At 50.1% G+C, this 12,930-nt stretch carries 10 protein-coding genes; 8 read left to right on the top strand and 2 right to left on the bottom strand.

The genetic code is table 11. The annotated features are described in order from the left end of the window. Nucleotides 1-413: 413 nt before the first annotated feature. From ACFORK_RS19805 to ACFORK_RS19785, 5 genes are all read left to right on the top strand, one after another. Complete coding sequence (locus ACFORK_RS19805) at nt 414-1,574, top strand: phosphodiester glycosidase family protein (RefSeq protein WP_379202134.1); 1,161 nt, start codon at nt 414-416, stop codon at nt 1,572-1,574. A gap of 42 nt (nt 1,575-1,616) precedes the next feature. Beyond that, entirely contained in the window at nt 1,617-2,315 is a 699-nt protein-coding gene (locus tag ACFORK_RS19800; protein WP_379202131.1) for a response regulator transcription factor, read from the top strand. Then, nucleotides 2,312-3,310: a sensor histidine kinase gene (locus ACFORK_RS19795; protein WP_379202129.1), complete on the top strand. Its 999-nt coding sequence runs from the start codon at nt 2,312-2,314 to the stop codon at nt 3,308-3,310. Before ACFORK_RS19800 ends, ACFORK_RS19795 begins: the two co-directional genes overlap by 4 nt. Before the next feature lie 339 nt (nt 3,311-3,649). Further along, on the top strand, nt 3,650-4,420 hold the full coding sequence (locus ACFORK_RS19790; RefSeq protein WP_379202127.1) for an ABC transporter ATP-binding protein: 771 nt from the start codon (nt 3,650-3,652) through the stop codon (nt 4,418-4,420). Further along, nucleotides 4,395-6,365, top strand: coding sequence for an FtsX-like permease family protein (locus tag ACFORK_RS19785; RefSeq protein WP_379202125.1), 1,971 nt, complete (start codon nt 4,395-4,397; stop codon nt 6,363-6,365). Before ACFORK_RS19790 ends, ACFORK_RS19785 begins: the two co-directional genes overlap by 26 nt. A gap of 163 nt (nt 6,366-6,528) precedes the next feature. Here the strand turns inward: ACFORK_RS19785 and ACFORK_RS19780 are convergent, their stop codons facing one another. Then, on the bottom strand, nt 6,529-7,953 hold the full coding sequence (locus ACFORK_RS19780) for an aminotransferase-like domain-containing protein (RefSeq protein ID WP_379202123.1): 1,425 nt from the start codon (nt 7,951-7,953) through the stop codon (nt 6,529-6,531). 192 nt (nt 7,954-8,145) lie between these two features. On the opposite strand from ACFORK_RS19780, the gene ACFORK_RS19775 reads away from it, so the two are divergent. Both ACFORK_RS19775 and ACFORK_RS19770 read left to right on the top strand, forming a co-directional pair. After that, nucleotides 8,146-9,072 (top strand): DMT family transporter, encoded by a 927-nt coding sequence (locus ACFORK_RS19775; RefSeq protein WP_379202121.1) that lies wholly within the window; start codon nt 8,146-8,148, stop codon nt 9,070-9,072. Between the two features lie 181 nt (nt 9,073-9,253). Continuing rightward, nucleotides 9,254-10,450 (top strand): polysaccharide deacetylase family protein, encoded by a 1,197-nt coding sequence (locus tag ACFORK_RS19770; protein ID WP_379202119.1) that lies wholly within the window; start codon nt 9,254-9,256, stop codon nt 10,448-10,450. A 155-nt stretch (nt 10,451-10,605) separates the two neighbouring features. Here the strand turns inward: ACFORK_RS19770 and ACFORK_RS19765 are convergent, their stop codons facing one another. Further along, the gene (locus ACFORK_RS19765) at nt 10,606-11,505 is read right to left on the bottom strand and encodes a general stress protein (protein WP_379202117.1); all 900 of its coding nucleotides are present in this window, start codon (nt 11,503-11,505) and stop codon (nt 10,606-10,608) included. Between the two features lie 406 nt (nt 11,506-11,911). On the opposite strand from ACFORK_RS19765, the gene ACFORK_RS19760 reads away from it, so the two are divergent. Further along, nucleotides 11,912-12,760: an AraC family transcriptional regulator gene (locus tag ACFORK_RS19760; RefSeq protein WP_379202115.1), complete on the top strand. Its 849-nt coding sequence runs from the start codon at nt 11,912-11,914 to the stop codon at nt 12,758-12,760. Nucleotides 12,761-12,930 lie beyond the last annotated feature (170 nt).

Genomic DNA, 12,930 nt, shown 5'->3' with positions numbered 1-12,930 from the left:
GTTGCACATGGCGGTCCCTCTAAGCGGTTCTTCAATATAAGCCTAACAAAAGAAAGTAACGAAAAGCGAAGAGGAACGAAGGGGGAAGTTTGGAACTGTAGGAGCGAAGCGCTCGTCTTTGTCGCCAGATTTCAACCGCAAGGAGCGGTTATAAAGAAGAAATCTGGGGACAACAACGACCGGAAGTCCAAACATTCCACCGTAGTGACGATAGAGCCTTACGTTCGGATCTTAGTTTCGTCTTATATAAGCTGAAAATACAGGCGTTTGCACCTGCGTTCGGGGCGGTATGAATTGACGGCTGCGAGGACCAGTTATATGATAAGAGCGCCCAAGATTATGCAAATTGGGCCATATTATCCTAATTGACGGCATGAGATGCTGCAACTGACAAAAGGAGATTCATACTGATTATGAACATGAGAAAAACATGCAGTTCACTGATTTTAACCGCCGCCCTTCTTCTTCCAGCTCTTACCTCGGTGCCTTATTCCGCCGGTGCGACCCCCGCACCCAAGACCCTGGTATATGTTGACAAGGGCAACCATTCTTACATTCCCCTCCGCTTCCTGAATGGCTTTGATGGAATTAAGGCTGGATGGAGCGCTGCCGGGGACAAAATTGAAATTACAAAGGACGACAATGTCCTCACATTAGTACCTGGACAAGTCGGAGCCTCCTTAAATGGCAATCCTACAACGACTACGGAACGCGCTTTTACAGATAACGGAACATTGTATGTCCCTCTATCTGTGGTTAGCAAATCATTGGGACTGGGGCTGAAATGGGATGCTCCATCCTCTTCCATTACAGTGACTAGCGGGGATGCAGCTTCCACCCTGCCTGTACTTAGCGGTGCGCTGATTCCTGCGGGGAGCCAGGGGGTAGTCGCGGCTGCCAAAAGCGTTAAGGTCGGAAGCCGCAGCTTCCAAATCCAGACGGTTACCGTTTCTCTACTGCATCCCAAGGTCAGATTAGATATGGTCCTGGCTGGAAATACAATCGGGAAAGTAGAAGATCTGAACAGTATTGCCAAGCGCAGTGGCGCCATTGCTGCTGTCAACGGAACTTTCTTTGATGCTTATACCAAAGGAGCATACAAGGCTCCTTATGGCTATATCGTGAGCAATGGCAAGCTACTTAAAAACAGCCCGGCCGACCGCAGAGTCGTCTTCACTTACGATAAGAACCACTTGGCCGGACTTGTGGCAGGTCTGGATTTCAAACCTCTCTTCGACACCGGACAAGTTGAGGGTGCTGTTCAGGCTGGCCCGCGTCTGCTCGTTGACGGCAAGGTATCCCTGAATGTGGCGGCTGAGGGCTTCCGCGATCCCAAGATTCTGACTGGCGGCGGGGCGCGCAGCGCACTGGGCCTGACACGCGATCATAAGCTGATTCTTGTGACCACAGGCGGCGCTACCATTCCGCAAATGGCAGAGATTATGAAGCAGGCTGGCGCCTACCAGGCCATGAATCTGGATGGCGGGGCCTCCAGCGGACTATTCTACAACGGAAAGTATTTAACCTCGCCAGGACGCCAGATCAGCAATGCCCTGATCGTCAAATATCAATAATTTGCACTGCTGCCTATACTCTGAACCAAAGGAGACTTGAATGTGGAGACAATTTTCATTGTTGAGGATGACGCCAAGCTAGCGAGCCTGCTGAGTGCCTATCTTACCAAATATGAATTCCGGACCGTTATCGTAGACGATTTCAATAGTGTTCTGGAGGATTTTAAGCAAAGCGCTGCTGATCTCGTGCTCCTGGACGTCAATCTGCCGCGATATGACGGGTTCTACTGGTGCCGCCAAATCCGCAAGTCCTCTCTCTGCCCCATTCTCTTCATCTCCGCCCGAGACAGTGGAATGGATCAGGTCATGGCGCTGGAGAACGGCGGTGACGATTATATTACGAAGCCCTTTCACTACGAGGTGGTCCTGGCCAAAATCCGCAGCCACCTGCGCAGGGCCTATGGCTCCTATGCGCAGATCCAGGAGGAGCGTACACTGCGGTCGGGAGGACTGATCCTTTATCCAGAGCGTTATGTCGTGCAGTATGCCGGGGGAACCGCCGAACTGACTCAGAAGGAAGCTGTGCTTCTAGAAGCACTCATGCTTAAGGAAGGACGTGTCGTCAGTCGGGAACGCCTGCTGGATCTCATGTGGGAGGACCAGCATTTCATTGATGACAACACCCTGAACGTATATATTACCCGGGTCCGGAAAAAGCTCAAGGAGCTGGGGCTGGAGACAATCGTGGAAACTGTGCGGGGCGCGGGCTACCGCCTCAGTCTTGTGGGCGGCAGCCTATGAAGCTGTTCTGGAAGAATCAACTCCCCTTGCTGCTGTTCTATCTGCTCCAAATGCTGCTAGTCCCTGTGCTGTACTGGATATCCGGGGAGAACAGGCCGTTCTCGATTGTGCTGTACGGGATACTGATTAGCAGTGTCATCCTCCTGCTCTATCTGTGCTACCGTTATGTCCAGCACCGCCGGCTATATGCCATACTGAGTCTGCAGCAGGAGCCTTCACCTAAGGATTATCTTGAACCGCTTGGCGACTCTCCGCTGCCGGAGGCGGTGCATGAACTGATGCAGGGAATCGATCGCCAATATCAGGAGCAGTTGAACAGTCATGTCACGCGAATGGATCAGCATATCGTATTCATGAACCGCTGGGTTCACCAGATGAAGACGCCCCTATCCGTGATCCAGCTCACGCTCCAGGACCTGGAGGACGATGCCGCTGCCAGTATCCAGGAAGAGGTGGAACGGCTCCGCAAAGGGCTGGAGATGGTCATCTACAGTTCTAGGCTGGACCGTTTCGAAGAAGATTTTCAGGTCGAAGCTCTGCTTCTGCGCCAGACGGTGAGCGCGGCGGTATCCGAGAACCGCCGGCTCTTCATTCGGCGGGGCATTCATGCCGAGATTCGGGTAGACCCGGATCTCTCGGTGTACAGCGATGCCAAATGGTTGATGTTCATGCTGAGTCAGTTACTGACCAATGCCGTTAATTACACCGCCGGCTCCGGTAAAACGGTGACGATCACGGCGGAGCGTCAGGGCCTGAATACGGTCCTGAAGATCTCGGACCAGGGTATCGGCATATCCCCGGAAGACCTGAAACGGGTATTCAATCCTTACTTCACGGGTGAACGGGGACGCCAATACCATGAATCCACTGGTATGGGTCTGTATCTCGTCCGCGAGATCTGCGCCCGGCTGGGACACCAGGTGAAGCTGGAGTCCAGACCCCAAGAAGGAACCACCGTACAGATCATTTTCAGTGGCACTGCCCAAAGACAGTAAGCCCCTAAGGGTCATTCGTAAAAGCCATTTGCGGTTTTTACGAATGACCTCTTTTTTATAACACTCGATACAAAGTTCAAGTGCCCCATATACAGACCCAAATCCAGAATAAGGAATCTGGAGCAGGGAATAATACAGCAGCACATCGAGCTCGCCCACCATAGAAGGCCCTGTTAGCGACACGAACATAACCTTAAAGGATCTGTAAGGTTATGTTAAGGTAATTCCATAGCGCACGCTCGCCCCATCCTGTACATTGATAGCAGGAAGTCATACCTTTTGCCCCTTTAAACGGCAAGGGCGACAATAACGCTTCAGACAGGAAAGGAATGAAACGTCATGAACGTATTGGAAGTTAAAGCTCTTAATAAAGTATATCCCGGCAAAGTGCTCACCCAGGCGCTGACCGATATCCATCTCAGCATCGAAAGCGGTGAATTTGTTGGTATCATGGGCCCGTCCGGCAGTGGTAAAACCACCTTGCTGAATATGGTCTCCACCATTGACCAGCCCACTTCGGGCGAAGTGAACATCAATGGCAGCAATCCTTATCGGATGAATAAGAAGGAGCTCGCCCATTTTCGCCGTAGACAGCTCGGCTTCGTCTTTCAGGACTTTAATCTGCTGGAAACGTTGACCGTAGCGGAGAATATCGTGCTGCCGCTAACCCTGGATAACCGTAAGCTCAGTGAAATGGAATCCTTGCTGCGCAAGGTGGCTGGACAGCTTAATATTACGGGTATTCTGAACAAGCGCACCTATGAAATCTCAGGCGGACAGCGACAACGGACTGCCATCGCCCGCGCCATCATCACCTCACCCGCGATTATCCTGGCCGACGAGCCAACCGGGGCGCTGGATTCCAATTCCTCCCGCATTGTGATGGAATCCCTGGAAGAGATCAACCGCAAGGACGGTGCCACCCTGATGCTCGTGACCCATGATCCGCTGGCAGCAAGCTATTGCAACCGGATCGTCTTCATTAAGGACGGGAAGCTTGCAGCCGAGATTCACCGGGGAGACAACCGGCAGGCGTTCTTCCAGAAGATCATTGACACACTTTCATTCTGGGGAGGGAATAGCCATGAACTTTCCTCAATTCGCGTTTAATAATGTCCGGCGCAACTCCAGGGCATACATCGCTTATTTTCTAAGCAGCGCCTTTATGGTCATGGTCTTTTTTGCATATACCGTCTTCATTTATCATCCCGATGTAGCCAATAATTCCATGGGACCGAGTGCAGCAATCAGTATGAAGGTGGCCGCGTCTATTGTATATGTGTTCGCCTTTTTCTTCGTCATGTACTCCATTGGAACATTCCTTAAATCGCGGAATATGGAATTCGGGCTTTTAAGTATTCTCGGTGCACGTCCGGGGCAGATCAACAAGCTGGTTTTTCTGGAAAATATGCTGATTGGCCTGCTCGCGATTGTCACGGGAATTGGAGGCGGCATGCTGCTCTCCAAGTTCTTTCTGCTGCTCAGCACCAAGATCATCGGCATTGATGGGCTTCCGTTCTACCTGCCTCTCAAGCCTATGCTGATCACAGCGGCTTCCTTTATCACTTTGTTCTTGGTGATCTCGATCTTCACTCTGCTGTTTATCCGCAAAAACAGAGTGTTGGAGCTGTTGCAAGGCAACGCGAAACCTAAGAAACCGCCTAAAGCCTCTATTCTATTGTCTCTGTTTGGCGCCGCACTGCTCACGACCGGATTTTTCGCGCTGCGCATAGAACTGAACCCTGTGACCATTATTCTTGCCGCCGTGACGGGAATCGCTGGAACGTATTTTTTCTACTCACAGCTGTCCGTACTGTTCATGCGCCTGCTCCAGCGCAGCCGGAAGTCAACCTGGCGCGGCACGCGGCTACTCTGGGTTTCAGAGATGAGCTACAAACTGCGCGATAATTCGCGGATGCTCTTCCTGATTACTGTGGTTACTGCACTCGCCAGCATGGGTGCAGGCGTCGTTCTGTCGATCAACCAGGCTGGAAGAGATATGTATTTCGGCAATCCTTTTGCCGTGACCAAGACCTTCTACGAGACTTCTTCCGCCGAACCTGACCGGAGTGAGATTCATCGTGAGCTAAAGGCCGCAGGCGTAGCTTATACAGAGACGAGAATCGATACACTATATGCCACGTTGGCCAATTCTCGCGGGGATGGAGGTAGGCCCAAAACACTTTATTTGCTGGGTTTGTCGCAATATAAGGAGCTTGTGAAGGTACTTGGATTCCCCGCAATAGATAACCTGGGGCCCAATGAGGCTGCTCTGATCGCCAGTAAGGATAACATCGCCTCAAATTATATCCGCGAGGGCGGAATCACTATGGAAGAACATCCGACAGAGACGCTTGCCGTTAAAAAGATCATTATTTCAGACCAAGCGGATTTCCTTAATAAAGGTATTCCTATCATTATTATCCCAGAATCTAGGCTAGAAACGATTCAGGCCGCAAAATCAGCCAAGACTGGAAAGACAATCAAACCCTATATAGAGTATCTCTACAAGGTACCAGCTTGGGATAAGGAGTCTCTGCCTACAGCAAACAGTCAGGATGCTATAATTGGGGCGAAGCTTTACCAGATTGAAGCCGCAAATCGGGACAATAACAGTGGAAGGTTGACTTCCTACCTAAACTCTCGTGCAGAAAGTTACTTATTACTGAAGCAAAGCACAGCTATGATCAGCTTCGTCAGCATCTTTGTCGCGCTGATCTTCTCGGTTGCATCCGCCAGTTTCCTGTACTTCAAACTGCACAGCGAGTTAGCTGCGGATATCCGCATGTACCGTGCGCTATCTAAAATTGGACTAAGTACTGGAGAGATGGCTGCAGTTGCAACCAAGCAGATCGCTATCTTGTTCTATATTCCTATCTTCATCTCAGCCATTCAAAGCCTGGTCGTGATCAGTCCCATTCTCGGGCAAATGGGGATCGTAAATGTCGTTGAGCCTGTCCTGGTCACTTTCGCCGCCTATCTCGTGCTGCAAAGTGTATTCTTCCTCATCGTGAAATCACGCTATATTCACAGTCTTAAGAAAATGATGGTTTAATCGTAAACTGGAAAACCTCCCGCTAATGCTACCTACACAGCCCCATATAGGGCCGTAAGCGCATTTTAGCAGGAGGTTTTCCTTCTATTTCTACAACTGATCGTGATATCGCTAAAATAGCAGGAGTTATTCTAGCAAAGCGCAAAAGTGCGGTTACCGCTCATTATAATTTTCGCGCCAAGGCCGTCAGCTTCTGTATGCCCTCACGCAGCAGAGGTTCACTTAAAAAGGAGTAGCAGAGCCGCAGCCATGATTTCATCTCGCCAAGCGGATCGCAAATCGATCCGGGTACAAAAGATATGGAATGCTCCAGACTTTGGCGAAGAAGAACATCTATCGGCGTCCCATCTGGCAGCTGCACCCACAGGGTCAGCCCGCCTCGGGGAGTCTTCCACTTCCAGCCGCTTTGGGACAACTCCTCCTCCATAATTTCCTTTTGCACCTGAAGCGCGATCCGCAGCTTGCCGAGATGCTGCTGCAGCCGGAGAGAGGTATAGTAGTGCAGGAATATTTTCTGGTTCAACAGCGGTGCGCCATTGTCTTCAAGCGATTTGAACATGATCAGCCGCTCCATCATCGGATATCGACAAGCGACAGCGCAGATCCTGAGTCCAGGCGCCACATATTTGCTGAAGCTACCGATATAGACGACCCACCCCTCCGTATCGTAGGCAAAAATAGGTGGTGGCGGCTCTTCCTCAAAATACATATCCCGAAATGCATCATCCTCTACCAGCAGGCAGCGGTAACGTTCCGCGAGCTCCACCAGCAGCTTGCGCTGCCGTACAGGCACTGTATAACCTGTGGGATTGTGATGCGTCGGATTCATGTAAAACATGCGAGGCTTATGCTTGGCCATCAAGGCCTCGAGCTCGTCCAGATCATACCCGTCCGGAGTAATCTCCACAGGGACCTGTCGTGCACCTGCCCGTCGAAAAATATCCATGGCTACGCTATACGTAGGTCGTTCTATCAGCACAGTATCCATTGGTCCCAGCATCATCCGGGCAATCAGGTTGAGCGCTTGCTGGGCACCGGAGGTTATCAGCAGTTCGCTCGAAGACAGCTGCAAACGTCGCTGCTTCCGAAAATGCCCGCTGAGCGTCTCCCGCAATTCCTCGTCGCCCTGTACACTGGCATAAGTCCCCATCACCTTGGGATACATGTCGAATACTCTTTTCACATAGTCAGATAAGAAAAGATTGGGCAGCAGCGCCGGATCAATGAGGGCCACGGAGAACTGGTATTTCGCCGGCACACGCTGGATGTCATACAAGGGATTGGCGCTCAGATAAGAAGAACCCCCGCTTCCTTCGCCAAAATTAAAATCGGGAACTATAATTTGACTGCTGCCCTGCGAGACATAATAACCCGACTTATCCTTGACATACACCTTGCCGTCCTCGGTCAATTGGCGGTAAGCCTTGAACACGGTCAGTCGGTGTACACCCAATTCCTCGGCCAACAATCGGATGGAAGGCAGCTTGTCATGACTTTTCCATTCCCCCCGCTCCATACGATTCAGGGCGTACTCATAGACTTGACGGAACAAGGGATGTGCCTGCTCGCTTACCTTCCCTTTTTTCATTAGGCACAAGCCTCCTTTCCATTCTTTCCTTACTCTCTATTCTTTCCGCACTTAGCATACTTCCTTATATCTTATTGTACATTATCTCGCCACCATCTGTTCTGTAATAATCAATCTGTTCTGTTCTCTTCCTTATATGATTAACGAATACTTCAAGTATGACTCTACAACATTTCCAAAGGGGAACTGAACATGATTCTTTTGGCTTATGCACTTGTTTGTCTAATCTTCGGCACGACCTTCCTGGCAATCAAAATCGGCGTGGATGCCGGAGCACCGCCGTTCTTCTCCGCAGGACTGCGTTTTTTCCTGGCCGGTGTTATTCTGTTCCTGTGGATGGTCTGGAAACGCAAAGCCAGCTTCTCCCTGCTATTACGCAAGGAAATGCTGATAACCGGAGCCGCACTGACCTTCGGAACCTTCGCTGCCCTCTACTGGGCTGAACAATATGTATCTTCAGGATTGGCTGCGGTGTTGTCAGCAACCGGCCCGATTATGATGCTACTCTTGCAAACCGTCGTTCTGCGGCAAAAGACCCCGACACTTTCCCTGTTCGGCTCTCTCATCGGATTCACCGGTGTTCTGTTGCTCGTTCTACCTAAACTTACTGTAGATGTCTCTCCCTTATGGATCATAAGCTGTGTTGCCATTCTGATCGGAGAGCTCTGCTATGCAGCAGGAGCGCTTTATTCCAAAAAAGTGACCACCAGCATGGCGGAAGTCTCGCCCATTGCCCAGAATGCCGTCCAGATGATGTATGGCGGAGCATTCATCTTTATTCTCTCGTTCTTTACAGAGGATGTACAGACGGATTGGCTGTTCTCCTTCCCTGTAGCCGGATCAGTACTGTATCTTATTGTGATTGGGTCCATGGTCGGTCAGACGCTGTTCTACTGGCTCGTCGCCAAGACCAATCCGGTTTTCCCATCGACCTGGCTGTACGTTTCACCACCTATTGCTGTAGGCGTGGGGGTCCTCTTTTACAATGAAACGATCAACTGGGTGACTCTTCTCGGCATAATAACCATTATCGTGGGAATCATTCTTATTAATGGAAAAACCCTGAAGCAGATGATTTTCAAATCCAAGGTTCTACCAGCGGTGCCAAAAAAAATATAGCTTACATTTTCAGAAAAATGACTTTTTTTTCACAGAATTTTAAGCGAGATATGATAAATTGGGGATGGTCCAGATGCCGGGAACGGCAGAGGCCATCCTTTTTTTCGCTGAATACGGTCAGAACGTTTGGACGGAATCAGAAATTTTCTACTATTTGTTTGTTGCCAAGGAGGATTCATCTATGAAATTGAGTAAAATGAAGCTTGTGACACTCACCGTAATCAGCGCCGTCCTGCTTGTCTTCTTGTACCGCATGTTTTTTCCGATACAGTACAGTGTTGAAGTAGAGGGTAAGGAAACACCGTCACCCAAATTCCAGCTTAGCCACGGCGAGTTATTCGTTCCCGCTTCCTTTCTGGAGAGTAGTTTGGGTTTGAAAATCTCATGGGACCCATTGCCGCAAGAATCAACTCCAACCGGTAAAGGGATCTATTACCGCGATAAGGTGCTTACGCTAATGTACCATGCCATTTCTCCAGAGGTGCAGCAGGGGGCCTCATCCATATCGACAGCCGAATTCAGAACCCAGCTTGAATTGTTAAAGAAAAATAATTTTCACATCATTACTATGGATCAGTATGCTGATTTCATACTCAAGGGCGACAAGGTACCGGATAACGCGGTACTGTTGACGTTTGACGACGGATACGAATCCTTTTACACATATGCCTATCCGATTCTGAAAGAATTTGGGGATACGGCGACCAACTTTGTCATCGTCGGCGCGGTTGACGGCCATGTACCAGGCATGCCAAAACTAACGTGGGATCAAATGCGGGAGATGAAAAAGTCTGGCATGAGCTTTTACAACCATACCTACGATGCGCATCATATGATTACTGTTGACAGTGAAGGCGATCAGAAGCCTGCGCTGCCGCATTTGCAATATCTGCCCAAAGAAAATCGGGTAGAAACAGTGCAGGAATACCGAAACAGAATCGATGCTGATTTACGGCACGCGGATAACCGCCTGCAGACCGAGCTCGGCAACACTCGCAACATTCTGTGCTTCCCTTACGGAAAATACAGCCTAACCGCCCTCGAAGTGGCAAAGGCACAGGGCATCAACCTGTTCTTCACGATCGGTAAAGGCATCAATACTAAATTCGACCAAATTGGCTACCGCTTGGACGCTTCCAGAGCAGGAGACACACCGGAGCGTTTGATTGCCAGAATGAAACGTGGAGGCAAAGAGTCGGAGAATGCTGAGACGAAGGGGCTACTCATGGTCAACGATATTCCGCTGCCTTTTTCCGGTTCTGTACCTAGAATGAAAGGCAACGAGTTGATGATTCCCTTACGGGAATTCAGCGCCGCAACAAAGATCAATATGACACTCAGCAACAGAGACCGCAAAGTGTCATTGAGCTTATTCTAGTTCTTAATTCAAGCAAGATATTGTGAGAGCAAACGAAGGCGATCTGTCGCGGATCAAATACCTGCATGCAGGATATTGGATCTGGTTACAGGTCGCCTTTTTATTGTTGATGCTTGAGTTAGATTGCTGTAGGGGTGAGGGCCCATGGACTACAGTCAGCCTTCGTTTTTACCGAAGTCCTCTGCCTCCCGCCGGCGCTCCTCACGGATCTGTTCGCCTACAGTGCCTTTACCTCCGTGTTCGCTCGGGAGCGTATCCATAGCATCCATCGTACCTGTTGAAAAGGCCAAGGATCTGGCGTCCTTCTGGTCGGCCGCTGCAAGTGCATCCGATTCTTCTACGGAACCAGTCATTCCTGCCCGCTTTATGTCTTGCGCTGCCCGGTCCTGTGGGAGCTTATCTGAGGAAGAACCGTTTCTAGTGTCCAACCCTGTATCATGCTTATCCTCCAGACCAGAACCATTGAAAGCGGCGTCGACAGTATGTTGTACGGAATCATCCGCAGCTTCCCGGATATCCAACGCCCGGGCTTCAGGCAATGCCTCCGCGACCTCTCTATCCGAGTAATTGGCATTCACTGCGCGATGCCGTCCGAAAATACGGTGGACTTCCTGCTCCTGCTCGCCTTCCGCATCCACCATCACCAGGATATGTCCCGAACCTACATACCGGTCATAACTCTCGGCTTCATCCTCCGGAACACCAAGTCCGATCAGCCCTCCAACCAGACCGCCAGTTCCGGCACCCACAGCTGCTCCTGCTAAAGTTGCCGCGATGGGTCCAGCTGCAATAATCGGCCCAATGCCGGGAATAGCCAGCGCCCCGATACCAACCAGTAGTCCCGTCACTCCTCCAAGCACACCTCCGGTCGCAGCACCTGAAGCCATACCTACTGACGCCCTGGTTCCTGTCCCTTCAAAAATCGTATGGGCATCCTCTGGATTACGGGCAATGACGGAGATATCATCTGTCCGAAAACCATGCTGTTTTAATTCCTCAATCGCTCCGGAAGCCTCATGTTCGACTGTAAAGACACCCACAATTCTTTTATCCATAACGATACCCTCCTGTTGTTAGTCCTCGTTAGTTTACCCTGCTTCATAGCTTAATTAACCAAACTTTCAGCAGATAAACGAATGCTGGTCCATTTCACCACGGGTATATACAGACCATCTACTCAGGAATTGGGGTATAATGAGGGTGCTGTTCTATATATTGAACTTAAGATACTAACATAAGGATCGGCGTCACTCCGGTGAAGCTTGGACTTACGGTCGCTGTTGTCTCCAGATTTCCTCTATTTAACCGCTTGTAGCGGTTGAAATCTGGAGACAAAGGCGATCGCTTTCGCTCCTTCAGTTCCAATCTTCCCCTCCACTCCTTCTCCCCTATTCGTTTTTCTTTAGTTCAACTTATATAGAATCAGAACTATTTTTTCGGAGAAACGAGGCTAAAGCAGCCATGGCTATCTATAACTATAATCCGGAGCGTCCCTTTCGGAGTAATCCCGATCTGCACCTGCACTATTGGGGGCGGGAACAATGCGTTCCCGGGCATACGGTCGGCCCCGGTGTGCGCGATCATTACAAAATTCATTTTATCCATGGAGGCACCGGTGTAGTTGAGGTTGGCGGATGTAGTCACACCCTTGGCGCCGGACAGGCCTTCCTTACGTATCCTCATATTGTTACTTACTATGCTGCTGATCAAAATGATCCCTGGTCCTATTCCTGGATCGGTTTTACCGGTGAACAGATGGATTCTATTTTGTCCAAAACTTCTTTGTCGCCAGGCTGCCCTGTATTTCCGATGGATGATCAGTTGATGCCGAATCTGTATGCGAGATTGACCTCAACAGCGGAAGCAGCAGATTGCCTGGATCTATCCTTAAAAGCGATTATGTATGAGTTCTTTTCTCTGCTGCTGCGAACCGTCCCGGCGTCTCCGATCAGCTTGCCCGTACCACGGCAGAAAAGCGCCTATGTGGAGCAATGTCTGCATTTTCTTCATTCGCATTACTGTGAGACGATTACAGTGGAGATGATGTCCTCCTCCTTGAAGCTGGATCGCAAATATTTATCGGCGCTGTTCAAGCGCACCGTTGGGCTGCCGCCGCAACAATATCTGCTTCATTTTCGCATCGCCAAAGCCTGTGAGCTGTTAACAGAAACACCCTGCAGCATAGGTGAAATCTCAAGGTCGGTCGGCTACCAGGATCCGCTGCTCTTCTCTCGCATGTTCAAGAAGGTGAAGGGCTGCTCCCCGAAGGATTTCCGGCTCAGTCATGCCAAAACGGACATTGTACTATAATTCCCTTCCTTTCTGACATACGTTTAGGCGTCTTCTTTCGCTACAATAAGAACGTAACACACACCCGAAAAGAGTGCAGATTCCCTGTGAAATCCTGCGTCTAATCGCACGATAACCAATGCTTTTCGGAGTCAGTTTTATTTTGAAGGATCTCAAGTGATTGAGCTTCA

The sequence above is a fragment of the Paenibacillus sp. GCM10012306 genome, from assembly GCF_042649265.1.
GTDB lineage: Bacteria > Bacillota > Bacilli > Paenibacillales > Paenibacillaceae > Paenibacillus_AQ.
This window is presented reverse-complemented; position numbering and strand designations above follow the sequence as displayed.